This is a genomic window from Muricoccus vinaceus (assembly GCF_042433125.1).
GTDB lineage: Bacteria > Pseudomonadota > Alphaproteobacteria > Acetobacterales > Acetobacteraceae > Roseomonas > Roseomonas vinacea.
Window position 1 is genome coordinate 81,286 of the sequence record NZ_JBHLVZ010000023.1, and the last position, 22,572, is coordinate 103,857.

The following is a 22,572-nucleotide window of genomic DNA, read 5'->3' on the forward strand; positions in this document are numbered from 1 at the left end:
CCGCCGTCAACCGGCGCGCCGATGCACCATCATGTCGTTCTCGCCCCGCTGCACCGTCTCGCCGCGCTGGTTGCGCATGTCGAAGTCCAGCGTGACGATGCCGCGCTCCGGTCGCCGCGTCTCGCGCCTGGCGGTGACGCGGATGGTGGCGCTGATCCGGTCCCCCGGCAGGATCGGCCCGGTGAAGCTCCAGCGCCAGCCGAGCGAGACGATCGCCGCCAGGCGCAGGGAGGAGCGGTTCTTCAGACCATCCGCCAGCGCCAGCCCCAGCAGCCCATGCGCCACCTTCCCGGGATAGCCGAGGGCGCGCGCATAGTCGTCATCCACGTGCAGGTCGTAGAAATCGCCGGTCAGGCCGGCAAAGGCCAGGATGTGGGATTCGGTCACCGTGATGCCCGGGGTTTCCCAGCTCAGCCCTTCCGCGATCTCCTCATAGTGCAAGCGGTCATCCGGCATCACAGCCGCCCGAGATGCAGGCCGCCATCCACGTGGAAGGCCTCGCCCGTGGTGAAGGGAAGGTCGCCCGCGGCCAGCAGGGCGATGGTGCGGCCCACATCCCCGGCCTCGCCCCAGCGGCGGATGGGGGACAGGCCGGCTGCGATGCGCGCCTCGTAGGCGGCGGCGACGGGCGCCGTCATGTCGGTGCGGATCACGCCGGGGCGGATCTCGTGCACGGCGATACCCTCCTCCGCGAGCTGCAGGGCAAAGACGCGCGCGACCATCGAGACCGCTGCCTTGGACGCCGCGTATTCGCCACGCTCGGGCGAAGCCAGCGTGGCATTGGCGGAGGAGACAAAAACGATGCTGCGTGCGCCGCGGACCGGCGCGGCGGCCCCGAGCATCCGTCGCGCCACCGCCTGGGACAGGAAGAACCCGGCGCGCGCGTTCACGCCGAAGGCGCGGTCCCAGGATTCGGGCGTCACCTCCAGCAGGTCGCCACGCCGCATCGCGCCCACGCCTGCGTTGTTCACCAGGCATTCCAGCCCGCCGAAGGCGCTCCAGGCCGCATCCAGGAGGGCCTCGTGTCCGCCCAGCGCCGCGACATCGGCCTGCTCGAAAGCGAAACGCCCGCCGGCCGCCTCCACCGCCGCGGCCGTCTCCTGCGCGCCCTCATCGGAGATGTCCGTGCCCACCACGTCAAAGCCCTTCGCCGCCAGGGCCGCGCAGGTCGCGCGCCCGATGCCGCGCCTTGCGCCGGTGACGAGAGCCGCAGGGCGCGCGCTCATGCGAGCAGCGTCCGTGCCATGATCATCCGCTGCACCTGGTTCGTTCCCTCGTAGATCTGCGTGATCTTGGCATCCCGGAACAAACGCTCCACCCGCACGCCGCGGATGTACCCGCTGCCGCCATGGATCTGCACCGCATCCGCCGTGCGCGCCACCGCCGCGTCGGAGGCGAAGCACTTCGCCATGCTCGCCTCCAGCGTCGCGCGGCCACCGGCATCCAGGATCCGGGCCGCGTGATGAACCATGAGCCGCGCGGCATGCGCGTCCTTCGCCATGTCGGCGATCATCCATTGCACGGCCTGGAAGTCCGCGATCGCCTGGCCGAACTGCCGCCGCTGCTTCGCATAGGCGATGCTGTCCTCCAGGGCCGCCGCCAGGATGCCGACCGCGAGCGCCGCGATGCCGATCCGTCCCTTGTCCAGCACGGACATCATCATGTGGAAGCCGCGGCCTTCCGGCCCCAGCAGCGCATCCGCCGGCAGCCGAACGGCATCGAAGCGCAGTCCGCCCACCGGTGACGCGCGCTGGCCCATCTTGCGCTCCTTGCGGTCCCGCGTGACGCCTGGGCGGTCAAGATCCACCAGCAGGATCGACATGCCGCGGTGTCCCGCCTCCGGATCGGTGCGCGCCAGCACGGCCGCGAAATCCGCCACCGGGGCATTGTGAATCCACAGCTTCGCGCCATCCAGCACCCAGCCATCCCCGTCCCGGCGCGCGGTTGTCCTCAGCCCCGCGAGATCGGAGCCGGCCTCGGCCTCGGTCAACGCATAGGCGCAGCGCCGCTCGGCACAAAGCAGCGGCCGGAGGTAGGCTTGCTGCTGCGCGGGGGCTCCGTGCTGCGTGAGCAACGTGCCCAGCAGTTCCACAAGCCCGACCTGATCCGCCACGGAGGCATAGCCGCGCGAAATTTCCTCCATGACCAGCCCGTAAGCCAGCACGTCGGCGCCTGCTCCGCCCAGCGCCTCGGGCACGGTGATCCCGAAAAGTCCGAGCGAAGCGAGTTCGGAATACAGCTCCGAAGGAAAGCGCTCTTCCTCGTCGAGCGCGCAGGCCAGGGGCGCTATCTTGGACTCCGCGAAGCGACGCGCCGCATCACGCAACGCCACATGCGTGTCGGACAGGTTTGCGTCCGTCATGATGCCTCCCCAGGGCGCTTTCGCGTTTTCCCGTGTGGTGGAGGTTGGCCGTGCGCGCCCGCATGGTCAACTTGGCCGTGGCCATGGTTCGTCGACCGGATCACAGGGTGGACTCCGGCCGGGATGTCCGCTCACACCCAAAGACTTCACCGTTGGCCGCTTCTCGGGAAGCGCGAGGTGAGGCACGAGTTGAGTGAGTGGCCGCTCCCCTGGAGCTCGGCGCTTCCCCCACCTCCGGTGCAAGCCCTTGAGCCCCGCGGGACGCATCCTTTCCCCAGCCCCGCTCGCCGCGGCCGCGCGCGGCGTGGCGCGGATCAATGGGCCGAGGCGCCGGCGGCGCGCATCACCTGCCCCCATTTGCCGGTCTCCGCCCGCATGAAGGCCGTGAATTCCTCGGGGCTGCTTGCCGCGGGTTCAAGGCCTTGCTGCCTCAGCAACGTGGCGATGGCCGGGTCAGCCAGGGTTTCCCGCATGGCGGCGTTCAAGCGGGCGATCACCGCCGGCGGCGTGCGGGCCGGCGCGACCATGCCGTACCAGTTGCTCGATTCGTAGTTCGGCACGCCGGCTTCCGCGACCGTCGGCACATCCGGCAGCTGCGGCGAACGGTGGCCGGAGGTCACGGCAAGGCCATGCAGGGTTCCGTTCTCCACATATTGCCGCACCGTCGTGACGCTTGCGAAGGAGACCGGCACCTGGCCACTGATGAGGTCGTTGATCAGGGCGCCGCCGCCGCGATAGGGCACGTGCGACAGCCTCACCCCCGTGGACAGGTTGAACAGGGCGCAGGACAGGTGGCCGGCGGTCCCGACACCGGAGGAGCCGCAGGCCAGGCTGTCCGGGTCCTTGCGCGCCAGGGCGATCAGCTCCGGCACGGAGCGCACGGGCAAGGAAGGATGCACCACCAGCAGGTCGTGCGTGGTCACCGCCAGGCTCACCGGCGCGAGGTCCACCAGGGGATTGAAGGGAAGATTGCTGTAAAGGCTCGGATTCACCGCCAGCGCGGCGATCGTGCCCATCAGCAGCGTGTAGCCGTCCGGGGCGGCACGGGCCACAACCTCGCTGGCCAGGTTGCCACCGGCGCCGGGACGGTTCTCCACCACCACGGGCTGCCCCAACGCCTGAGCCAGACGCGGTGCCATGGCGCGGGTGGTGACATCGGTGCCGCCACCGGGCGCGAAGCCCACCAGCACGCGGATGGGACGGCTGGGATAAGGCCCCTCCTGTGCCCGGGCCACCGGCGGGGCAAGCAGCAGGGTCAGGGCGAGACACGCCAGCAGGGGTCGCATTCCCGGCATTGTTTCCCTCCTCATGGAGTCACCGGCCTCAGCCGCCAACGTCCTTCATGACGGCGTAGAGTTCCGATTGCCCCTCGAAGCCGATGCCGGGCCGGTCCGGGAGGCGCAGCCAGCCCTCCTCCAGCCGCGCGTCATCGGCATAGCCGGCGAAGGCACCGAACACGCCGGGATAGGACTCGCACCCGCCGAGCCCGAGGCCGCCCACCACCGCCAGCGACATCTGGTTGCCGCCGTGGGGGAAGATCTGCGCCCGGGAGAAACCCGCCGCCTCCGCCATGGCGACGATGCGCACGAAGGTCGCGATGCCGAAGGCCTGGGGCGGGTCCACTTGAAGAATGTCCCGGTCCGGGCGCAATCCCCCGAAACGGACCATGTTGGTCAGGTCCTGCAGCGAGTAGAGGTTCTCCCCGGTGCCGATCGGGGGCGCATAGGCGCCGCACACCTCGGCATAGAGCGCGAGGTCCAGCGGATGCACCGGCTCCTCGAACCAGCGCAGGCCATAGGGCGCGAGCATGGCGGCATAGGCGAGCGCGCGCTCGCGGTCGAAGGCGCCGTTGGCGTCCACCGCGAGGTTCCGCCCATCGCCCACGATGGCGAGCACGCCCTCGATCCGCCGGCGGTCCTCTTCGATCGACAGGCCGCCCACCTTTGTCTTGAGCTCCACATAGCCGGAATCGCGATGCCGGCGCATTTCGTCCTGCAAGTCCGCGACGGTCTGGCCCGGCTTGTACCAGCCTCCGCCGACATAGCAGCGGACGCGCTCCCCGGGACTGCCCGGGCCGTAGCGGCGGGCGAGCAGCGACCACAGCGGCACCCCCCGCACCTTGGCGGCGGCATCCCAAAGCGCCGTCTCGATCGTGCCGATCGCCCAGGCACGCTCGGCATCGCCGCCCGGCTTCTCCCGCCGGTTCATCACGGGCAGGCAGCGCTCGGGGTCGATGACGCCCTCCGCATCCAGCAGGGCGTCCGGTGCCTCGGCCAGAAGGCGTGGAATGAAGCGCTCGCGCATGGTCGCGCCGCAGGCGTAGCGGCCGGTTCCGTTGAAGGCATAGCCGACGACCGGCCGCCCCTCTGCCACCCGGTCCGTGACCACGGCCACGACCGAGGTCGTCATCTCGCCGAAGTCGAAGGCGGCATTGCGCATGGAGGAGCGGACGGGAACGGCCGTCTCGCGGATGTCGAGGATCTTCAGGGCTTCGCTTCCTTCAATCGGCGCGGATGCCGGCCTCGCGCACCAGCGCCGCAAGGGCGGGCACCTCGGTCGCGAGTTGCGCGGCAAAGGCGGTGGGCGTGCTCGCCACCGGGCGGAAGCCGATGCCCCGCAGGCGCTGCTCCGAGGCAGCCCCGCGCAGCACCGCCGCGACCACCTCCGCGATCCGCGCGGTCGCGGCGGCGGGTGTCCCGGCGGGCGCGAGCATGGATTGCCAGGTTTCGGCCTGGAAGCCCGGCAGCACGGCCTCGTCCACGGTCGGCATGTCCGGCAGGTCGGGCCAGCGAGACGGGCCGGTGGTGGCGAGGCCGATCAGGGCACCCGCGCGGATATGCGTCTGCGCCGCCGGCATGGCCGAGAACCCGAGCGGCACCGTGCCCGCCAGCACGGCCTGGATCCCGGGCGCGCCCCCGTTGAAGGGCACGTGGGTCAGCTCAACCCCGACCGCGCGCCGGAACATCTCCGCCGTCAGGTGCGGGCCGGTGCCGCTGCCCGGGCTGGAATAGTCGAGCCGCCCGGGCTCTGCCCGCGCACGCGCCACCATGGCCGCAAGGCCTGCGATGCCGGCGCCGGGATGCGCGACGATGGCGTTGGGCGAGGTGACGGCGACGGTGATGGGAGCGAAGTCCCGCAGCGGGTCGTAGATGGCTGGCCGGTCCGCCGGCTGCAGCGCCGGGTTCGCCGCGAAGGCGGAGGAGCAGAACAGCAGCGTGTGCCCGTCCGGTGCCGCGCGCGCCACGGCCTGGATGCCGATGTTGCCGCCCGCCCCCGGCCGGTTCTCGACGACGACCGGCTGGCCCAGCCCCACCGCCAAGGGTTCTTGCAGCAGCCGGGCGATGATATCCGTCGGCCCACCGGCCGCGAAGGGCACGATCATGCGGACCGGACGGACCGGCGCCCAGGATGCCTGGGCCTGCCCCGGCCCCGGAATCAAGGCCGGTGCCGCGAGGGGCAGGGCCAGCAGGCGGCGGCGGGTCACGTCCATGGCCAAACCCTTATTCCACGGCGATGCGCATGCGGGCGGCCACGTCGCGGTAGCGGGCGATTTCCCCCCGGACGAAGTCGGCGAAGGCGGGTGGCGGCATGCCGCCCGCCTCGGCCGAGGCGTCCTCCAGCACCCGCTGCATCTCGGGCCGTGCCAGGGCGCCCGTGGCCGCGGCGTGGAGGCTCTCCACCGCCGCCTCGGACAGCCCGGCCGGTGCGAAGAGGCCGAACCAGGACCGGATCTCGAAGCCCGGCGCGCCGGCCTCGGCCAGGGTGGGCAGGTCGGGCAGGCGCGGCACGCGCCGGGCGGTGCTGACCGCAAGGGCGCGGATGCGCCCCGCCCCCATCAGCGGCGCCGCGCCGGCCAGACCGTCGATCACGAAATCCACCTGCCCGCCGGCAAGGTCCGCCAGGGCAGGGCCGGTGCCGCGATAGGGGACGTGCACGACGTCGATGCCGGTTGCCGCGCGCAGCATCTCCCCGGCCACGTGCTGCACCGAGGCGACGCCGGAGGAAGCGTAGGTCATCCGCCCCGGCGCCTGCCTGGCGGCGGCCAGGAAGGCACCGATGTCCCCATGGGGTGCCGCCGCGTTGACCAGCAGCGCGTGGGGCTGGGCGGCGATGAGGGTGATGGGCGCGAAGGCGGTGCGCGGATCGTAGGAGAGGCGCTGGGCAAGGTTCGCCACGATCGCGTTGGCCGTGGAATGTCCCATCAGGAGCGTGGTGCCGTCCGGCGCGGCCCGCGCCACCGCCTCGGCGCCGATGATGCCGGCGGCCCCGCCCCGGTTCTCCACCACGACGGACTGATCCAGCCGCGCCCCCAGCAGCGGTGCAAGGACGCGGGCCAGGATGTCCGTGAAGCCGCCGGGTGGGAAGCCGACCACCAGGCGGACCGGCCTCGGGGGCTTCCAGGCGGGGGACGGCTGGACCCGGCCGCGGCCTGCGGGGAGTGCTGCGGCTCCAAGCGCCAGCACGGCGCGGCGGCCGGTTCCGGTCCCGTTCCTCAATCCTTGTTTCCTCCCGGACCGTGCCGGCCCAGGCGGCCAGCTTGGGGCGGAACCGCAACCTCTCGCAAGCCGGTGCCAGGGCTGGCACCCAGGGCCGATACGGGAGAAGCGTCACCCCTGCCCCGGCTGACCCGCCTGCAGGACGCCGAGCACCAGGACCTGCGCCAGGCACATCTGCGCCACCAGGGCGCGGAACCCGAAGAGTTCCGCGTCCCTGACGTCGAGCGCCACCGAGGCGGAAGCGAGCAGGGGGCTCAAGGGACCATCGGAGAGCGCCACCACGGACACGCCGTGCGACGCGGCCCAGGCCGCCGTTTCCACGGCATCGGCCGAATAGGGATGCAGGCTGATGACGACCAGCGCGTCACCCGGCCGCATCGTCTCCGCCTCGTCCCGCAGCATGCCCGCTGCGCCGGCCATCAAGCGCGCCACCTTGCCCGATCGGGTCAGCCCATAGGCGATGTAGCCTGCCACGGGATGCGACCGCCGCTGCCCGACCACATGCACCAAGGGCGCTTTCACCAGGAGCGCGATGGCCCGGTCCAGCGCGGCTGGGTCCACCGTGTCCAGCAGGTTCTGGAGGGAAAGCTGGTTGAGCGCGCCGGCCTGCCGCAGCAGCCCCATCGCGCCCGTTTCCGCTCCCGCCGCGCGAAGCTGGTGCACCCGCTCCCCGTAGCTCGGCGAGGCGGCGGCCAGGGCGGATTGCAGCACCTTCTGCATCTCGGAGAAGCCGGAGAAACCGATGGCCTGGGCGAGCCGGATCAGCGCGGAGGGCTGCACGCCCGCGGCCGTGCTCAGCTCCGTCACGGTGCTCAGCGCGGCCTGGTTGGGGTGGTCGAGAATATGGCGCGCCGCCTGCCGCAGCCGTGGGCTGAGCCCCGCATGCCGCCGCTGCAGCTCGTCCAGCAGGCCTCTCTGTCCCGCGTCCACTGTCATCCTGTCACCCCGGTCGGGAGATTTGGAACTAATTTTCCAGGAATGGAAAGTTGAAACTTCTTCTTCATCCGGCTAGCGTGCCGGCGGGAAGGAAACCCGGAAAGAATGGCTTACACGTTCCAGTTCGGTGCTGTCCTCGCGAGCCTCGACCTGCTCGTGAAAGGCGCGTGGCTGACGGTCCAGCTCTCGGTCGCCGCCATGCTGGCCGGCCTCGCCTTCGGCACGCTCTTCGCCGTGCTGCGCGTGTTCGGCGGGCGATGGGCAGGGCTGGCGATCGGCACCTATGTGGAGTGCATCCGCAACACGCCTTTCCTGATCCAGCTCTTTCTCATCTATTTCGGCCTTCCCTCGGCCGGCATCGCACTCGACCCGGTGGAGGCCGCGCTGATCGGCATGTCCGTGAACTGCGCGGCCTATACCACCGAGATCATCCGCTCGGGAATCATGGCCATTCCGCGGGGGCAGATCGAGGCCGCGCGGGCACTCGCCTTCTCCACCACCGACATCATCCGCCACATCGTCCTGTTCCCCGCGCTGCGTGTCGCGGCGCCGGCGCTCGGCAGCCAGTTCGTCCTGGTCATGCTGGGATCGAGCGTTGTCTCCACCGTTTCCGCGGAGGAGCTGACGGCGATCGGGCATGTGCTGGAAACCGAGACCTTCCGGCCCTTCGAGGTCTACATCATCGTCACGCTGATCTACCTTGCCATCGCCTTCGCGCTGAAGCTCCTTTTCGCCTGGCTCGACCAGGCGTGGTTCTCCCGTCGGGGAAAGGTGTGATGCGAAGCTTCGGGACACCCGAGTTCCTCTTCATGCTCGGGGCCGCGCGCTGGACCGTGGCGCTGTCGCTCATCGCGTACCTCGGCGGCGGCGCCCTGGGGCTGGTGCTGGCCTTCATGCGGGTGTCCGGCAACCGCCTGGCGAACGACTTCGCCCGCGCATGGATCCTGCTGTTCCAGTGCACGCCGCTGCTGATGCTGCTGTTCCTCGTGTTTTTCGGCCTGGCGCTGACCGGCTATGGCCAGAACGCCTATTTCGCCGTCACCGTCGCGCTCTCCTGCTATGCCGGAGCCTATTTCGGGGAGATCTGGCGCGGTGCCATCGAGGCGGTGCCGCAGGGCCAGTGGCAGGCCTCCGCCGCGCTCGGCTTCACACGCGTCGAGCAGTTCCGCCACGTCATCGTGCCGCAGTCCATGCGCATCGCCATCCCGCCCACCGTGGGCTTTATGGTGCAGGTGGTGAAGAACACCTCGCTCGCCTCGATCATCGGGTTCCAGGAGCTGACCCAGGCCTCGCAGTTCGTGAACAACCTGACCTTTCAGCCGATCAGCGTTTATCTCGTCGCGGCCGCCATCTACTTCATCCTTTGCTTCCCCCTGACCCTGCTCAGCCGACGGCTGGAGAAGAGGCTGCATGTCGATCGTCCAAGTCCAGTCGCTGCATAAGCGCTACGGCAGCCAGACCGTTCTCGACGGCGTTTCGCTGGACATCGCGGCCGGGGAGGTGGTCGCGATCATCGGCCGCAGCGGCTCGGGCAAGAGCACCCTGCTCCGCTGCATCAACGGGCTTGAGACGATCGACGGCGGCAGCATCACGGTTGCCGGCCACGCCGTCAGCCGCGCGCCGAAGGCCCTGCGCGCTCTGCGCCAGGACGTCGGCATGGTGTTCCAGAGCTTCAACCTCTTCCCGCACCTCACCGCGCGGGAGAACGTGGCGCTGCCCCAGACCGTCGTGCTCGGACGTGGCAAGGCGGAGGCGCAGGCCATGGCCCAGACCCTGCTCGACCGCGTCGGCCTCGCACCCCGCGCCGACGCTTATCCCTCGGCCCTTTCCGGCGGCCAGCAGCAGCGTGTGGCCATCGCACGGGCACTCGGGCTTGAGCCGAAGGTTCTGCTCTGCGACGAAATCACCTCCGCCCTCGATCCCGAAATGGTGGGGGAAGTGCTGGAGGTGGTGCAGGACCTCGCCGCGCGCCGCATGACCATGCTGCTGGTCACGCATGAGATGAGCTTCGCGCGGCGCGCCGCCAGCCGCGTCATCTTCATGCATGCGGGCCGGGTCCATGAGCAGGGCCCGCCCGCCGAGATCTTCGCGCGGCCGCGCACGCCGGAGTTCATGCAGTTCGTGCGGGCCATCAGCGTCCGCGAATAAGAACATCCAAGGGAGAACACCATGATCAACCGCCGCAGCCTCCTCGCCCTCGCGCCGGCGCTGCCCTTCGCCGCGCGTGGCGCACGAGCCCAGTCAGGCGTCGTGACCACCGAGGCGATCCGCCGGCGCGGCAAGCTCCTGATCGCGATGGATACCAACAACCCGCCCTGGGGCATGCTCGACACGGCCATGCAGCCGGACGGCTACGACATCGCGGTGGGGCGCATGCTGGCCCAGGATCTGGGCGTGCCGATGGAACTGGTGCCCGTCACCAGCCAGAACCGGATTCCCTTTATTCTCGCCGGCAAGGCCGATCTGGTGATGGCCACCCTGACCATCACGCCCCAACGCGCCGAGCAGATCCTGTTCTCCAAGCCCTATTGTGCCCAGGAGAGCATCATCATGGCCCCGCGCGACACGGCGATCCGCAGTTTCGAGGATCTCCGTGGCAAGCGCGTCTCGGTTGTGCGCGGCGCGATCCAGGATCCGATCGTGGTGGAGCGCGCGCCCGGCGCCGTCATGATGCGCTACGACAACGACGCCAGCACCATCCAGGCGCTGATGTCCCGCCAGGTGGAGGCGACCGCGACGGGCTTTCTCATTCCCGCGCAGACCAACCGCCTCCAGCCCGGCCGCAACTACGAGAAGAAGCTTTCGCTCGGCACGCAGATGATCGGCATCGGCATGCGCCACGGCAGCGACGACCTGCTGCGCGCCGTGAACGGCTTCATCGACAAGGCCAAGTCGGACGGGCGGCTGGCCGAAGCCTTCAAGCGCTACACCGGCGTGGACCTTCTGCCCTTGGCGGATGCCTGATCCGCATGGCTTCCGTCGCCTGCGTCGGAATGACGGTGCATGACCGAATCCTGTCCGTGCCGTTCCTCCCGGCGGAGGCGACGAAGCTCTATGCCAGTGCCGTTGCCGAGGCGGGTGGCGGCCCCGCGGCAACCGCGGCCGTCGCGATCGTCGGGTTGTCCGGCACCGCGAGGCTGTTCGGCCGCGTCGGCGCGGACGACACGGGGCGGCTGATCCGTGCGGAGTTGCTGCGCTACGGCGTGGATGCCGCCGGCGTGGCGGAGTTGGAGGGCGCCCAATCCGCCTGGTCCGCCGTGGCGGTGGACCCGGCGGGGGAGCGGCTGATCCTGAACTTCCCCGGCCACGGCCTGCAGGTGGAGCCAGCCTGGATCGGCGCTGATGCTCTAGCAGGTTGCGGCGCGATCCTGGTGGACATGGGCTGGCCGCTGGGCGCGGCGCGGGCGCTGGCGATCGCGGGGGAGCACGGCATCCCCGCGGTGCTGGACGCCGATCTCGGCCCCCTGCCCGAAGCCTCGGCGCTGATCGACCATGCCGGGCACGTGGTCTTCTCGGAGCCGGCGCTGCGCCACCATTCGGGCCAGCCGGAGCCGGAGGCGGGCCTGCGTGCCCTGCGCTCACGCCTGCCCCGGACCACCCTGGGCGTCACCATCGGGCCGCAGGGCTACCTGTGGCTGGAGGGCGATGCGGTGCGCCACCTCACCCCGCCACGCGTGGCCGTCGTGGACACGCTGGGAGCCGGCGACGTCTTTCACGGCGCCTATGCGCTGGCACTGGCCGAGGGTGCGGGCATCGCGCAGGCTGCCCGCTTCGCCGTGGCGGCCGCCACGCTGAAATGCGCCCGGCCGGGCGGGCGGGCGGGCGTCCCTTCCCGCCCGGAGGTGGAAGCCCTGCTGGCTCAGCCCTGGTAGTTCTGCAGGAAGCCAGGCCCGCCATCTTTCATGAGGAGCCCCCCGGAGAACGCCGGCTTGGACATCCAGGGCCGGCCATGCTGCGCCAGGAGGGACTGGACCAGCGACACATAGGGCAGCCCGTGATCGCGCACGCGGGTGCGGAAGCTGTCCCAGTCCGGGTATTCCAGCGCGGCGGGCCACCAGATCGCGCGACCCGCCAGATAGCCGCTGGCCCCTGCCCGGAAGGCGTAGGTCAGAATGCGGCGGAAGGGCTCCATCGCCGCGCCGGCCGAGAGCATGACCCAAGGCCGGTCCAGCATGGCATCAATCCGGTTGAACCAGTCCTGCGTTTGCGCCGCCTCCGCGCTGCCGTCGTCGGGATCGACGATGACCTTGGCGGCGACGGGGGTCTCAAGCTTGAAGATGTCGATGCCGTAGCGCTCCTTGCGGAACTCCTCCACGGTGGCGAGCACCATCTCCGGTCGCTTGCCCGCATCCTCATGGTAGGAGTCGCCGGCGGCGCTGCCGCCGAGCGGGTAGACCAGGGGTTCCAGCAGGAAGGCGATGTCGTGCTCCCGGCATTCGCGCCCGACCTGCTCCACCAGCGCGTACTGGTGCGCCAGCACGTCCGGCGCCGCGTCAGGCCGGTACCAGAGCATCAGCTTCACGCCGTCCGCGCCAAGGCGCTTGATCTTGGATACGGACCACCCCGGGTAGATCAACGTCCTGCGCCCTCCCGGCCCCTCCTCGCAGGCGAATTGCTCCAGCGTGATCAGCAGCCCGCGCGCCGGATCCACCGCGAGATGAGCGTAAGGGAAGGCATATTGCGGATCGAGCAGCATGGCGGAGGCGAAGGGCGAAAGCTCCTCGATCAGTAGGCGCTTGATCTTGCCGATCTCCTCCCAATCCGGCGAGCCATGGCGCTCGGCGACGAGTTGCTCCACGCCGGGGCGCTGGTCCACCGCGATCATGGTGAAGAAGCCCTGGGAATTCGACAGCCGGCGCATCGACCAGAGCTTGCCTGCGGAAATCTGCATCTTCCCCCCCGTTCTGTCCTGCGGTTATGGCGCATATTTTCCAAATATGAAAGAATGGAAAAAATCATCCATACAGGAGGACGGCGTGGCAAAACGCATCGGCTTCGTTCACACGGTGGGCTTCCTCGTGGAACACTTCCGCGACCGGATGCGGACTTCGCACCCTGAGGTGGATGCCTTCCACATCCTGAATGAGAGCTTGCTGCAAGACCTGCTGAGGGGTGCCCCACAAGCCCTCGTGCACCGTCGGGTGGTTTCCCAGATCGTGCTGGCGGCCGAGGCCGGGGCGGACCTGATCGTGGTGACCTGTTCGTCCACCTCGCCCGCGGTCGACATCGCCCGGCGCCTGGTGCAGCAGCCCGTGCTCAAGATCGACGACCCGATGGCGGCCGAGGCCGTTCGCCGCGGGGCGCGCATTGGCCTGATCTGCACCGCGTCCAGCACCGTGGAACCCAGCAGCGCCCTGCTGCGCGCCCATGCAGCCGGGCAGGGACGCGCCGTGGCCATCACGCCAGCGGTGAGGTCCGAGGCTTATGCCGCCCTCATGGCAGGAAACCGGGCACAGCACGACGCGATCGTTCGCGATGCCGCGGCGGAGCTCGCCGGTCATTCCGATGTTCTGGTGCTCGCCCAGGCCTCACTTGCGCATCTGCAGCCGGAGTTGGGGAACAAGCTCTCGATCCCCGTCCTGGCCAGCCCGCCTTTGTTGATGCAAGCCATCGATGCGGTGCTCCGGCCGGTGCCGGACGCCATTGGAAGCCACGCGTAAACAGCCTGAGCCGCCCTTCGGTCACCTGTGGGCAGGACTGGCTGAGGCGGTGCCCGGACATCGGATAGGTGGATCAGCTCGATCCACTCTGAGAAGGGCGGATCCGACGACGGGGAAGCGGACGCGGTCTTCAGCGAAGTTCAAGGCGAAGGTGGCGTTGGAAGCGATGCGTGGCGAGCTGGATGACGGCGCGACTGCGACCCAAGCACGGCATCCACCCGAGGATGGTGCGCGGGCGGAAGCGCCAGGCAGTGTAGGCTGTGGCCGGGGTGTTCCCGGGCAAATCAGCGACCAAGGAGGACGCGAGGTCGAGTGAGGCGGAGGTCGAGAAGCTGCACGCAAGACCGGGCAGAGGGTGGTGGAGCGGGTTTTCCTGGCCAAGACACGTCGAGCATGAGCCCCGGACGATGAAGGCAGATGATCGAGCCCGATCACCTTCCGCTGTCGATCGTGCGGCAGTGCGAGTTGATCTTGAGCAGCCGCTCCGGCTTCTTCACCGGCCCGCACGCGAAACGCCGCTGGGGCCTGGGAGTGATCCGGCCGATCGATCTGTGGTTCCTGGAGACGCCCTGGTACGGGTTCTTGCGGATGGTGTGCCATCTTCGGCGCGAGGATCACGTGGTCGGCCGCAAGCGAGTTCGACGGCTGTTGGCCAGGATTAGGACTGGCATCGATCTGTCAGCGGCTGCGGGCTGCAGTGCCGTATCCCGCCTTGCCTACCCGCTGCGGGATCTGGTTACCGATCGGCCAAACCAAGTCTGGTGGGTCGATCTGACCTACACACCCGTGCGCAGGGCTTCCCGTACTTGGTCGCTGTGGTGGACTGGGCGACACGGGCGATGCTGTCCTGGCGGGTGTCGAACACCATGGCGGCTGCAGGGATAACATGTTCATCGAGGGGCTCTGGCGCGGCTGAGATACGAGATACGCGTGCGCCTGCCTGCATGCCTTGGGGCCCGGCTTGGAGTTGCGGGCCAAGCTCAGCAGCTGGATCGGCCACCACAACGCCGAACGTCCCCATTCCATCCTGGCCGGGCGGACGTCCGACGAGACATGTGGGGCGAGCGAGATGGAGGGATTGGCGGTCTGAGGGAAACCAGGGCCTACCCAGCCGCCAGACTGTCTGACGATAAGGGACCACCTCAGCACGCCCTGGACTGTGACGAGGACGTCGCCTTTGTTGCCAACAACGCCGCTTACCGCACAGGCCGGACGTTGCAGCAAGCGCAAAGCGTTATTGCCGATGAGCGACGCAGGATGCCGAAGACGGCCTGACGACGCATGAGGCATGCGGGCAATATCATCGGCTTCGCCACTGAAGGCTGCGTTCCACCGACGTGGACGGAAGCAAAAAAGGCCGGTGCGCAAGCGCCCGGCCTTTCTAGCTTTGGACGATCATTCCTCACCACAGCCCTGGCGCACGGCCTCCAGGGCTCGGGTTTGGCTCAGCGCCCGGAGGAAGCGGACTTGCGCCGGCGGGCCAGGCTCATCCCAAGCAGGCCCATGCCGAACAGCGCCAGGGAGGCCGGCTCAGGTACCGGGGTCTGGGTCGCGACGACGGGGGAGAAGGCGAAAATGAGGTCGTTGTAGTCGTAGTCGCCGTCGCGCAGATCCTCGAAGCCAACAAAGGTCACAGCGCCGGACAGGTTCGCGACTGCGGCGGCGGCCACCGCCGAAAGCGCTCCGACGCCGAAGGTCGAGAAGTCACTGGAATAGACAGCATGGTAGAAGCTATCGCCGCCAGGGCCCGTGTCAGCGACGCCGGTGGAGAAAGAAGTTCCCGTCGTCAGGTTGTTCAGCGTGAAGGTGACCACCCCATTGCCGCTGCCGGCGGAAACAGTCGAGCCGATGGCATCGACCTGGTTGTTGAACAGCACGCCCGAGGAGCCCTGCCGGACGAGCTGGCTCGCATCAGCCGCATCCCGGAATACGAAGACGGCATTGATGTCGCCTTGTGAGCTGAGCACGCCGGGGTCGACGGTCACAGGCGCGGCTTGAACCTGGGATGTGAGCGCCACAGTGGCGATGGCCGTGGCGGCCAGGAGCAGCTTGCGCATGGTAAAGGTCCTTCAGTAGGCGTTACACCGGCTATAGGCCGATTGTTCCACAAGGTGAAATAGCAAAAATCAGGCCGCCGATGCTTTTTTTGCGCTTTCAAGGAACTAGCATTGGTTGGTTAGCCACCAGAGATTCTTGTGGAAAGTTTTCCGACACCGGTGTTTTGCTGTCCGAAAGCTCGAAGCCTGCTTCGGGACGTTTATTTGAAGGCCATGCGACACGCTCAGGTTGTTACCAAAACTCCAATTCAATCCGAGATCATTGAATGCAACGGGGACATCCGGCGTTGAAGTAGCTGATCCAGCTTACCGACCTTGCCCACAGTTCGGATCCAGTATCGAAGGCGCAGCAGGCCTGTCACCTCTCGCCTGAACTCCTTCGTTAACTCTCGGCGCGTCATGGTCATCATCAGGGCACCCAGGTTCAGACCCGGTTGATAAGGATTAGAGCCTGATCTGGATGGCTGATTCCATGGCGGCCAGAGGTGCTGCCATGGCTGACCTGTTCTGGCTCACGAGGGCGCAAATTCGGCAGATCGCGCCCGACTTCCCGCTTTCGCACGGGGCGCCGCAAGTGGATGACCAGCGGGTGGTCAGCGACATTCCTCATCTCATCCCGCAATGGCCTGTGCTGGCGCGACGCGCCTGCCGAGTGCGGGCCGCACAGACCCTGTACAACCGCTCCCGTGCGATGGAATCGCCTTGCCGTGCTCAACCGCATCTTTGCCGGACTCGCGGACCGAGCAGGTGAGCCCGAGCGCCTGATGATCGACGCCCCCCACCTCGAAGCGCACCGCACGGCGGCCAGTCTCATCAAAAGGGGATGCTCCCGCTGTCTCGGGCGCAGCAAGGGTGGCCTGAACTCCAAGCTGCACGCCGTGTGCGAGGGTCAGGGGCGCCCCGTGGTCCTGCTCCTCTCGGAAGGGCAAATAAGTGACCCCGGGGCGCAGCCCTGATGTTGCCCAACCTGCCGCAGGCCAAGGAACTGCCGGGCCACAAAGGATATGACAGCAGCCGCGTCCGTCACGCGCTTGCCGAGCGCGGCATCGCGCCCTGCACACCCTCAAGCAAGAGCCGGAAGATCCCAATTCCCTACGACAAGGTCCTCCTGTCGGCAGCACCACCGCATCGAGAACATGTTCGGCCGCCTCAAGCGCTGGCGCCGCATCGCCATGCGCTACGATCGATGCGCCCACACCTTCATGTCCGCCATCTGCCTCGCAACCACCGTCCTCTTCTGGATCGATGAGTCCGGAAGGTGCGAGGCGTGTCCATGCATTGCTGCGCCACTGCGAAGGCGCATGAGGATCGACTAGCTGCTGCCCCGCCTCCCTCGCCAGGAGCCGCGGCTTGCCGGTTGCTTAGCCCACGCCTTGGACTGCGTTTGCGTCGGGGCGACAAGAACGGGCTTGGCTGCGGGGATGCCGTCCGTCCCAGCATAACGCTGGAGCGTCGCGTCGGCGGCCAGGTGAGGGTAGGCTTGGACACCATCTGGCCAGCTCCTTGCGAAAGCCGCCACTTCGGCGTGATCCTCTCCACGAATTGCCTCGACGAGGAAGGAGGCTGCCTGTGCTGGCCGCAGCCGCTCCCGGCGCAGCAGATGAAGATGCCATTCGCGGGCGCGCAGGGGACACCAGTCTACCAAAGCTTCCTGCAGGGCTCGGCGCACCTTCTCCGGCAGTTCCTCATAAGCTCGGTAAGGGTCACCTTTGAGCTTGCTGTAGGGCTTGGCCGACATGCTGTTGTCCATGCCCGCTTTCTACCGAATGAGGGACCTCAGGCAAATCGTAGCGCCATTCGCTTGGTGCTCGACACGTATGCCGGCGCGTAGGCCGGCGCGTTGAATGCGGGCGCGGTTCCGCCTGCGTGGCTGGTCTCCCGCCGTGACCACTTCGGATCCCGCAGCGGCTCCATGGCGCGACAGGTCCTCGTTTGTGTCGGTGACGCTTCCAAACATCACCCACCGTGTCGCTGTCTGCCCGCCGGAGTGAGGCTTTCAGCCGGCTGCGGTTCAGCAAGTAGGTGAAGTCGAGAACCCCACGCCACCGGCTGTCATCCAGGCCACGAGCCCTACCACAGGCCAGGCCTTGTACCTTTCAACCCTTGATGAACTGCATCCTCAGGTCTCGCACGAGGCTAGCCAGCCCTCGACCCATCGCCGGCTGTTGTTATGGCGGCGAAAGGCCGGGGGATGATGTCGGTCCGGTTACGAGCGCGGCCTCGATGCGTGCTACGTCGATCTTGACCATGGTCATCATGGCCTCGAACGCCCGCTTGGCGGCGGCAGGATCGGGATTGGCCAGCGCCTCGGTGAGTTGGCGCGGCACGATCTGCCAGGAGAGGCCCCAGCGGTCCTTGCACCAGCCGCACTGGCTCTCGCTGCCACCATTGCCGACGATCGCGTCCCAGTAGCGATCGGTTTCCGCCTGGTCGGCCGTGTGGACCTGGAAGGACACCGCTTCGGTGAAGGGATAGACGGGTCCGCCGTTGAGACCGAGGAAGCGGGTGCCCAACACGGTGAACTCGACGGTGAGGACGTCGCCTTGCCGACCGGCTGGATAGTCGGAGGGTGCTCGGGTGATGGCGTCGACCGATGAGTCCGGGAAGATCGCGGCGTAGAAACGTGCGGCTTCCTCGGCCGCGCCGTCGAACCAGAGGCAGGGGGTGATGTGCGTCATGCCGCAGCTCCCTCGTGCCGCGCTCCGACGAACCCGAAGCGAGCACCGAACGGGTCCTCCGCCACCACGGCGTAGTCGCCACCAGGGATCCGATCGGGCCCTTGGAGCACGCACCCGCCGGCTGCGGTAAGGCGATCGATTGCGCTGTCGACCTCAGTGACGAAAACATAGAAGCGCCAGCCGGGCGTCTCGCCGGCCGGGGTGTTCATGGAGGCGCCGAGGCCGGCAGGGCCGGCATGGATGAACTTGTAGTCGCCGAGCGCGCCCATTGGCATCGCACCCTCGTGGCGCCAGCCGAAGAGCGGGCCGTAGAAACCCATCGCGGCATCCTGATCCGAGGCGAGGAGCTCGTTCCACACCATGTGGCCGGGCGAGGCACTGGCCGGCCCCTGAAAGCTCGTCGAGCGCGCCTCGCTGGCCCCGCGCATGAGGTAGAAGGGGGCGCCCTGCGGATCGCCCACCAAAGCCATCCGGCCAATGCCATCCAGTGTCATCGGCGACATGTGGACGGCGCCGCCGGCGGCCTGGACCGCAGCCACGCTGGCGTCCACGTCGTCCACGCCGAAGTAGGCGAGCCAGCCGGGTCGGGTCGGCGCGCCCTGCGAGAACGTTATCAGGCCACCGATTGCAGCGCCGTCGGGCGCCGAGAGGATGCGGTAGTCGATCCCCGGCGTGCCGCTGTTCGTCACCTGCCAGCCGATCACGCCGGTGAAGAAACGCTCTGCCCGGTCGATATCCTGGGCGAGGTACTCGTACCAGACCGGCGTGCCGTGGGGATTCACCACCGTTGTGCTCCTCGCTTTGTGGGGACTGTAGGGGTCAGGCCGCAGCGGGCTGTTCGAAGGCGGTGAGGTGGTCGGCCATGGCCTTGCGGTAGGCCGACCGCCCCTCCCCACGCGCGACACAGGCGGCTGGGGTGGGAAAGCGATCCAGCAGGCCGGTGCCGCGCAGGCCGCCCAGCACCGAAATCATCATCAGGTTCCCGACGGTGACGGCCTTGCCTTCGAGCCATGGCCGGTCGCGGAGCCGCGCCTGGCGCTCCGCCGGCCGCTCCTCGATGGAGCCGAGGACGACCGGGCGACGTTCGGCAAACCAGGACCGGCTGGCCTCGGACATCTTGTTGATGGTGCATTCCACAACCGCCGGCTCCACCGTGTCGAGGGCGGAGACCAGCCAGTGGCTCGCCTTGATGCGTGCGCGGGGATCGGCTGGGATCAGTTCACCGCCGCGCGCGGCGGTGCGCAGGATGATCGCTCCGGACTCGAACATTTAGACCTCCTCCTCCCGGCGGGTCGGCGCCTATCCGAAAGGCTGCAGGCGGCGGTGCCCGGCGGTCTTGCTGTCGCGGATGAGGTCCACTTCGTAGGGCTGGCCGACCTCCTCGAAAGCAGTGCGGGCGCAGGTCCCGCACGAATCCTGGGCAAAGTCGGGCACCCCGGCGAAGGGGGTGGTGCGTGGCAGCGCGGCCATGGAGCGTGCTTCCCGGTTAGGCGAGGGCCTTCGTCTTGCCGGCTTGGCCGGAACCGCTCCTGCTCTTGACATAAAAGGTTTATATCAACACATCTGGCCGGTGTCAAAAACCGTTCCTTTCGAAACGACCCTGGAGGTGCGCGATACCTGCCTGTGCCTGCAGGCGCAGCGCGCCGCGCGTGCCCTGGCACGGCGCTTTGATGAGGCGTTGCGGCCGGCGGGGCTGACCAACCAGCAATTTTCCCTGCTCATGGCACTGAACCGACCGGAGCCGCCCACCATGGGTCCTGTGGCGCGGTTGCTGGCTATGGATCGCACCACGCTCACCGCCGCGCTGAAGCCACTCGAACGGCGCGGCTTGCTGCGAGTGGAGGCCCACCCCGCTGACCGGCGTAGCCGCCGGTTGGGGCTGACGGAAGCCGGACATGCTCTGCTGCTGGACGCTCTTCCGATCTGGAAGCGGACACACGCCGATCTTGAGGCGGGTTTGCCGGAACTCGACGTTGAAGGACTCAGAGCATCGTTGCGGGCGCTTGCCTGATCTGGGCCGAGCAGGTCACCTCACCAGAGCCGGCGGCCGGCCCCGGCGCCGGGAACCATCACCTGCTGGGTCCGCGGGCGCGCCATCTGCTCCCACTCGTGACGAGCAATTCCTCCGAGCGGCTCAGCAGGCCGACGCATGCACCCTTCAGCTCTTGCCCTGAGGCGCGCCCCATGGCGTCCTCTTGCCGCGCCGCGGAGGCGGCGTGGGGAGGAATGCTGCCATGGTGATCAGACGTCGGGCGCTGTCGGTGACCGCCGGAGCAGGGCTTCTGGCGCCTCTGCCGAATTGGGCGTGGGCACAGTCATGGCCCGCGCGCCCGATCCGAATGATCGTAGCGTTCGCCCCTGGCGGGTTCACCGACATCGCGGCTCGCCTCTTAGCGGAGCGCCTCTCCATCACTCTCGGCCAGCCGGTGACAGTCGACAACCGCGCTGGTGCCGCCGGGATCATCGGAACAGAAGCGGCCGCCCGTAGCGCCCCGGACGGCTATACGGTTCTGATGGGGACGATCAGCACCCACGCCATGAATGTCGGCCTTTATCGCAGCCTGACCTACGATCCGGTGGCTGACTTCGCACCGGTTTCCGGTGTCGCCACCAGTCCGAACCTCCTGGTCGCCCACCCATCCAAGGGCATACCGGACGTCGCCACCTTGATCACGCGGGCCAAGGCGCAGCCCGGTGTGCTGACCTATGGCTCAGGCGGCAACGGCACCTCCAGCCATCTCGCTGGCGAGCTGTTCAAGTCGCTCGCCGGCGTGGATCTTCTGCACGTGCCGTTCCGCAGCACGGCCCCGGCCGCAACCGCTCTGCTCGCGGGACAGGTCGACCTGATGTTCGACACCTTACCATCCTCTCTCCCTCACGCGCGGGAGGGCCGCCTCGTGCCTTTGGGTGTCACGTCGGCACGGCGCCTCCCGAGCTTGCCCGCCATACCTGCCGTCGCCGAGACGGTGCCCACCTTTGAGATGGGAGTATGGACAGCACTCTTCGTGCCGGCCGCCACCCCTCGCTCGGTCGTCGAGCGACTGGACACCGCGGCGCAGGAAGCGCTTCCGCACCTTAGCGGCCGATTTTCCGAACTTGGCCTTGAGCCTTTCACCGCCGGGCCAGAGAACGTTGCCACTCACCTCCGCAGCGAGATCACCAAGTGGACAGGGGTCATACGCACCGCGCGGATCACTGCCGATTGATGAAGGGTGCCGCATCAGCGCGCGGGCGAGCGCCGATGCACCTCGGACACCGCTCGCCCACGAGCCGGGGCTGGCTGCGCCTCGTCCATGAAGCATGGCCGGGGCTGCTACTGAAAGCGCCGACTCAAGTAAGCTGATCCGGCCAGGCCAAAGCGCCACGGCGCCTCTATCCCCCGCGTGATCCCGATGCGCGGCCCCCTGACCACTGGCGTCTCGGCCGTGCGGGAAAGGACGGAGAAGGGTGCCCGGTCCAAAGGTTGACCATCCAAGGTGCCCGTCACACCCAGAGCCTGGCTAAGGCGCCCGGGGCCACTACAGAGTAGCCGCGGCAGGACGTTCCCCCTCCGCTGCCTCATGACCTCGATCCCGGTGGCTGGTTCCAGTGCCCTGATGAGCACCGCGCTGCCAAGGGGCTCGGCCCCGCAAACGAAATTGATGCACCAGTGCAACCCGTAGGATCGGTAGATGTAGGCGTGACCAGGCGGACCAAACATCGAGGCATTCCGGGCCGTCCGCCCAACGTAGCTATGGGACGCTGGGTCCTTCTGATCGTACGCTTCGGTTTCGACGATCAATCCTCCGACATCGTCGACCAACAGGGTGGCCCCGATCAGGTCCTTCGCGACATCGGCTGCAGGACGCGCAAAGAAGGTGCGGGAAAGGGGTGCCAAGCTACCTCCGTGTCTCGATCAAGCATCATTCGGCCGAATGGCGGGCGGCCAGCCACGGCTTCAGCCACGCTGAAGGGAGCGGTTCCATCAGGCCTGGCAGGGTAGGATAGAGCCTGCCAATCCCATTGAGGAGCACTTCGAACAGATCCGTGCCAGCAGTGTGAGTGGCAGCAGCCACCTCATGCAGCCGCAGTCCGGGCGCTCAGCTTTAGCCATTTTCGTGATCGAAGCGTACTCCGCCTCATCCAGCATCTTCTGGCATCGGAACGCCCGCGCCAATGCCTTCACAAGTGCAGGCTCAGCGTGGATAGGGATGGGCCGGTCGGCGCGGCTCCCCCCAACCCCTCCGGCGTCCACCACCGTCTTCTGTCCCGGCCGACGCCGGATGCGGAGCGGCAACTGGACCATGAGGCCTGGGATCGCTTGCGCTCAGTGGGCGGCCTTGTACCGCCCGCAGTTTCTGAGACACCTGAGTGAAGCCTATGCGGCGAGAGCCGCGGGTGAAA

At 68.1% G+C, this 22,572-nt stretch carries 24 protein-coding genes and 2 pseudogenes; 10 read left to right on the forward strand and 16 right to left on the reverse strand.

What is annotated here, in order from left to right; genetic code table 11:
• Nucleotides 1–6: 6 nt before the first annotated feature.
• The 8 genes from ACFFIC_RS11245 to ACFFIC_RS11280 form a co-directional block, all read right to left on the reverse strand.
• Entirely contained in the window at nucleotides 7–456 is a 450-nt protein-coding gene (locus ACFFIC_RS11245) for a MaoC family dehydratase (RefSeq protein ID WP_377050264.1), read from the reverse strand.
• The gene (locus ACFFIC_RS11250; RefSeq protein WP_377050266.1) at nucleotides 456–1,226 is read right to left on the reverse strand and encodes a 3-ketoacyl-ACP reductase; all 771 of its coding nucleotides are present in this window, start codon (nucleotides 1,224–1,226) and stop codon (nucleotides 456–458) included. The genes ACFFIC_RS11245 and ACFFIC_RS11250 overlap by 1 nt, the downstream gene beginning before the upstream one ends.
• Nucleotides 1,223–2,362, reverse strand: coding sequence for an acyl-CoA dehydrogenase family protein (locus ACFFIC_RS11255; protein ID WP_377050268.1), 1,140 nt, complete (start codon nucleotides 2,360–2,362; stop codon nucleotides 1,223–1,225). Before ACFFIC_RS11255 ends, ACFFIC_RS11250 begins: the two co-directional genes overlap by 4 nt.
• 314 nt (nucleotides 2,363–2,676) lie before the next feature.
• Nucleotides 2,677–3,648 (reverse strand): Bug family tripartite tricarboxylate transporter substrate binding protein, encoded by a 972-nt coding sequence (locus ACFFIC_RS11260; RefSeq protein ID WP_377050270.1) that lies wholly within the window; start codon nucleotides 3,646–3,648, stop codon nucleotides 2,677–2,679.
• 37 nt (nucleotides 3,649–3,685) lie between these two features.
• Nucleotides 3,686–4,903, reverse strand: a complete 1,218-nt coding sequence (locus ACFFIC_RS11265) for an enolase C-terminal domain-like protein (protein ID WP_377050272.1) — start codon at nucleotides 4,901–4,903, stop codon at nucleotides 3,686–3,688.
• A complete protein-coding gene (locus tag ACFFIC_RS11270; protein WP_377050274.1) occupies nucleotides 4,863–5,852 on the reverse strand; it encodes a tripartite tricarboxylate transporter substrate-binding protein in 990 nt (329 codons plus the stop codon). The genes ACFFIC_RS11265 and ACFFIC_RS11270 overlap by 41 nt, the downstream gene beginning before the upstream one ends.
• Before the next feature lie 10 nt (nucleotides 5,853–5,862).
• Nucleotides 5,863–6,858 (reverse strand): tripartite tricarboxylate transporter substrate binding protein, encoded by a 996-nt coding sequence (locus tag ACFFIC_RS11275; RefSeq protein WP_377050276.1) that lies wholly within the window; start codon nucleotides 6,856–6,858, stop codon nucleotides 5,863–5,865.
• Nucleotides 6,859–6,969: 111 nt separating this feature from the next.
• A complete protein-coding gene (locus tag ACFFIC_RS11280; protein ID WP_377050278.1) occupies nucleotides 6,970–7,794 on the reverse strand; it encodes a MurR/RpiR family transcriptional regulator in 825 nt (274 codons plus the stop codon).
• A 105-nt stretch (nucleotides 7,795–7,899) separates the two neighbouring features.
• On the opposite strand from ACFFIC_RS11280, the gene ACFFIC_RS11285 reads away from it, so the two are divergent.
• Genes ACFFIC_RS11285 through ACFFIC_RS11305 form a run of 5 tightly spaced genes read left to right on the forward strand, consistent with a single transcriptional unit; the run spans nucleotide 7,900 to nucleotide 11,666 of the window.
• The gene (locus tag ACFFIC_RS11285) at nucleotides 7,900–8,571 is read left to right on the forward strand and encodes an amino acid ABC transporter permease (protein WP_377050280.1); all 672 of its coding nucleotides are present in this window, start codon (nucleotides 7,900–7,902) and stop codon (nucleotides 8,569–8,571) included.
• Entirely contained in the window at nucleotides 8,571–9,236 is a 666-nt protein-coding gene (locus tag ACFFIC_RS11290) for an amino acid ABC transporter permease (protein ID WP_377050282.1), read from the forward strand. The genes ACFFIC_RS11285 and ACFFIC_RS11290 overlap by 1 nt, the downstream gene beginning before the upstream one ends.
• Nucleotides 9,205–9,942, forward strand: coding sequence for an amino acid ABC transporter ATP-binding protein (locus ACFFIC_RS11295; RefSeq protein WP_377050284.1), 738 nt, complete (start codon nucleotides 9,205–9,207; stop codon nucleotides 9,940–9,942). Before ACFFIC_RS11290 ends, ACFFIC_RS11295 begins: the two co-directional genes overlap by 32 nt.
• 21 nt (nucleotides 9,943–9,963) lie before the next feature.
• Entirely contained in the window at nucleotides 9,964–10,758 is a 795-nt protein-coding gene (locus ACFFIC_RS11300; RefSeq protein ID WP_377050286.1) for a transporter substrate-binding domain-containing protein, read from the forward strand.
• Nucleotides 10,759–10,763: 5 nt separating this feature from the next.
• The gene (locus ACFFIC_RS11305) at nucleotides 10,764–11,666 is read left to right on the forward strand and encodes a PfkB family carbohydrate kinase (protein ID WP_377050288.1); all 903 of its coding nucleotides are present in this window, start codon (nucleotides 10,764–10,766) and stop codon (nucleotides 11,664–11,666) included.
• Here ACFFIC_RS11305 and ACFFIC_RS11310 read toward each other — a convergent pair.
• The gene (locus ACFFIC_RS11310) at nucleotides 11,654–12,655 is read right to left on the reverse strand and encodes a tagatose 1,6-diphosphate aldolase (RefSeq protein WP_377050290.1); all 1,002 of its coding nucleotides are present in this window, start codon (nucleotides 12,653–12,655) and stop codon (nucleotides 11,654–11,656) included. The genes ACFFIC_RS11305 and ACFFIC_RS11310 overlap by 13 nt on opposite strands.
• Here ACFFIC_RS11310 and ACFFIC_RS11315 point away from each other — a divergent pair.
• On the forward strand, nucleotides 12,618–13,454 hold the full coding sequence (locus ACFFIC_RS11315) for an aspartate/glutamate racemase family protein (protein WP_377050292.1): 837 nt from the start codon (nucleotides 12,618–12,620) through the stop codon (nucleotides 13,452–13,454). The genes ACFFIC_RS11310 and ACFFIC_RS11315 overlap by 38 nt on opposite strands.
• Before the next feature lie 166 nt (nucleotides 13,455–13,620).
• Nucleotides 13,621–14,544: pseudogene (locus tag ACFFIC_RS11320) on the forward strand (IS3 family transposase).
• 355 nt (nucleotides 14,545–14,899) lie between these two features.
• Here ACFFIC_RS11320 and ACFFIC_RS11325 read toward each other — a convergent pair.
• The gene (locus tag ACFFIC_RS11325) at nucleotides 14,900–15,511 is read right to left on the reverse strand and encodes a PEP-CTERM sorting domain-containing protein (protein WP_377050294.1); all 612 of its coding nucleotides are present in this window, start codon (nucleotides 15,509–15,511) and stop codon (nucleotides 14,900–14,902) included.
• 493 nt (nucleotides 15,512–16,004) lie between these two features.
• Between ACFFIC_RS11325 and ACFFIC_RS11330 the strand changes: the two are divergent.
• Nucleotides 16,005–16,755: pseudogene (locus ACFFIC_RS11330) on the forward strand (IS5 family transposase); the annotation flags it as partial.
• Between the two features lie 68 nt (nucleotides 16,756–16,823).
• On the opposite strand, the gene ACFFIC_RS11335 reads toward ACFFIC_RS11330, so the two are convergent.
• From ACFFIC_RS11335 to ACFFIC_RS11355, 5 genes are all read right to left on the reverse strand, one after another.
• Complete coding sequence (locus ACFFIC_RS11335; protein ID WP_377050296.1) at nucleotides 16,824–17,261, reverse strand: DUF6525 family protein; 438 nt, start codon at nucleotides 17,259–17,261, stop codon at nucleotides 16,824–16,826.
• Between the two features lie 418 nt (nucleotides 17,262–17,679).
• Nucleotides 17,680–18,189, reverse strand: a complete 510-nt coding sequence (locus ACFFIC_RS11340) for a VOC family protein (protein ID WP_377050298.1) — start codon at nucleotides 18,187–18,189, stop codon at nucleotides 17,680–17,682.
• Nucleotides 18,186–18,974 (reverse strand): VOC family protein, encoded by a 789-nt coding sequence (locus tag ACFFIC_RS11345; RefSeq protein ID WP_377050300.1) that lies wholly within the window; start codon nucleotides 18,972–18,974, stop codon nucleotides 18,186–18,188. Before ACFFIC_RS11345 ends, ACFFIC_RS11340 begins: the two co-directional genes overlap by 4 nt.
• A gap of 34 nt (nucleotides 18,975–19,008) precedes the next feature.
• Nucleotides 19,009–19,458, reverse strand: a complete 450-nt coding sequence (locus tag ACFFIC_RS11350; protein WP_377050302.1) for a glutathione S-transferase family protein — start codon at nucleotides 19,456–19,458, stop codon at nucleotides 19,009–19,011.
• Nucleotides 19,459–19,488: 30 nt separating this feature from the next.
• Complete coding sequence (locus ACFFIC_RS11355; protein ID WP_377050304.1) at nucleotides 19,489–19,659, reverse strand: thioredoxin domain-containing protein; 171 nt, start codon at nucleotides 19,657–19,659, stop codon at nucleotides 19,489–19,491.
• On the opposite strand from ACFFIC_RS11355, the gene ACFFIC_RS11360 reads away from it, so the two are divergent.
• Both ACFFIC_RS11360 and ACFFIC_RS11365 read left to right on the forward strand, forming a co-directional pair.
• Complete coding sequence (locus ACFFIC_RS11360) at nucleotides 19,658–20,200, forward strand: MarR family winged helix-turn-helix transcriptional regulator (RefSeq protein WP_377050306.1); 543 nt, start codon at nucleotides 19,658–19,660, stop codon at nucleotides 20,198–20,200. The genes ACFFIC_RS11355 and ACFFIC_RS11360 overlap by 2 nt on opposite strands.
• 223 nt (nucleotides 20,201–20,423) lie before the next feature.
• A complete protein-coding gene (locus ACFFIC_RS11365; RefSeq protein ID WP_377050308.1) occupies nucleotides 20,424–21,395 on the forward strand; it encodes a Bug family tripartite tricarboxylate transporter substrate binding protein in 972 nt (323 codons plus the stop codon).
• 107 nt (nucleotides 21,396–21,502) lie between these two features.
• Here the strand turns inward: ACFFIC_RS11365 and ACFFIC_RS11370 are convergent, their stop codons facing one another.
• Nucleotides 21,503–22,066: a DNA-3-methyladenine glycosylase gene (locus tag ACFFIC_RS11370; protein WP_377050310.1), complete on the reverse strand. Its 564-nt coding sequence runs from the start codon at nucleotides 22,064–22,066 to the stop codon at nucleotides 21,503–21,505.
• Between the last annotated feature and the right edge of the window lie 506 nt (nucleotides 22,067–22,572).

Excerpts from the sequence above, each read along its gene's own strand:
- ACFFIC_RS11245 (WP_377050264.1), bottom strand. The coding sequence starts at position 456 with ATGCCGGATGACCGCTTGCACTATGAGGAGATCGCGGAAGGGCTGAGC.
- ACFFIC_RS11250 (WP_377050266.1), bottom strand. The coding sequence starts at position 1,226 with ATGAGCGCGCGCCCTGCGGCTCTCGTCACCGGCGCAAGGCGCGGCATC.
- ACFFIC_RS11255 (WP_377050268.1), bottom strand. The coding sequence starts at position 2,362 with ATGACGGACGCAAACCTGTCCGACACGCATGTGGCGTTGCGTGATGCG.
- ACFFIC_RS11260 (WP_377050270.1), bottom strand. The coding sequence starts at position 3,648 with ATGCGACCCCTGCTGGCGTGTCTCGCCCTGACCCTGCTGCTTGCCCCG.
- ACFFIC_RS11270 (WP_377050274.1), bottom strand. The coding sequence starts at position 5,852 with ATGGACGTGACCCGCCGCCGCCTGCTGGCCCTGCCCCTCGCGGCACCG.
- ACFFIC_RS11280 (WP_377050278.1), bottom strand. The coding sequence starts at position 7,794 with ATGACAGTGGACGCGGGACAGAGAGGCCTGCTGGACGAGCTGCAGCGG.
- ACFFIC_RS11285 (WP_377050280.1), top strand. The coding sequence starts at position 7,900 with ATGGCTTACACGTTCCAGTTCGGTGCTGTCCTCGCGAGCCTCGACCTG.
- ACFFIC_RS11290 (WP_377050282.1), top strand. The coding sequence starts at position 8,571 with ATGCGAAGCTTCGGGACACCCGAGTTCCTCTTCATGCTCGGGGCCGCG.
- ACFFIC_RS11295 (WP_377050284.1), top strand. The coding sequence starts at position 9,205 with ATGTCGATCGTCCAAGTCCAGTCGCTGCATAAGCGCTACGGCAGCCAG.
- ACFFIC_RS11300 (WP_377050286.1), top strand. The coding sequence starts at position 9,964 with ATGATCAACCGCCGCAGCCTCCTCGCCCTCGCGCCGGCGCTGCCCTTC.
- ACFFIC_RS11305 (WP_377050288.1), top strand. The coding sequence starts at position 10,764 with ATGGCTTCCGTCGCCTGCGTCGGAATGACGGTGCATGACCGAATCCTG.
- ACFFIC_RS11315 (WP_377050292.1), top strand. The coding sequence starts at position 12,618 with ATGGTGAAGAAGCCCTGGGAATTCGACAGCCGGCGCATCGACCAGAGC.
- ACFFIC_RS11310 (WP_377050290.1), bottom strand. The coding sequence starts at position 12,655 with ATGCGCCGGCTGTCGAATTCCCAGGGCTTCTTCACCATGATCGCGGTG.
- ACFFIC_RS11325 (WP_377050294.1), bottom strand. The coding sequence starts at position 15,511 with ATGCGCAAGCTGCTCCTGGCCGCCACGGCCATCGCCACTGTGGCGCTC.
- ACFFIC_RS11335 (WP_377050296.1), bottom strand. The coding sequence starts at position 17,261 with ATGGACAACAGCATGTCGGCCAAGCCCTACAGCAAGCTCAAAGGTGAC.
- ACFFIC_RS11340 (WP_377050298.1), bottom strand. The coding sequence starts at position 18,189 with ATGACGCACATCACCCCCTGCCTCTGGTTCGACGGCGCGGCCGAGGAA.
- ACFFIC_RS11350 (WP_377050302.1), bottom strand. The coding sequence starts at position 19,458 with ATGTTCGAGTCCGGAGCGATCATCCTGCGCACCGCCGCGCGCGGCGGT.
- ACFFIC_RS11360 (WP_377050306.1), top strand. The coding sequence starts at position 19,658 with ATGGAGCGTGCTTCCCGGTTAGGCGAGGGCCTTCGTCTTGCCGGCTTG.
- ACFFIC_RS11355 (WP_377050304.1), bottom strand. The coding sequence starts at position 19,659 with ATGGCCGCGCTGCCACGCACCACCCCCTTCGCCGGGGTGCCCGACTTT.
- ACFFIC_RS11365 (WP_377050308.1), top strand. The coding sequence starts at position 20,424 with ATGGTGATCAGACGTCGGGCGCTGTCGGTGACCGCCGGAGCAGGGCTT.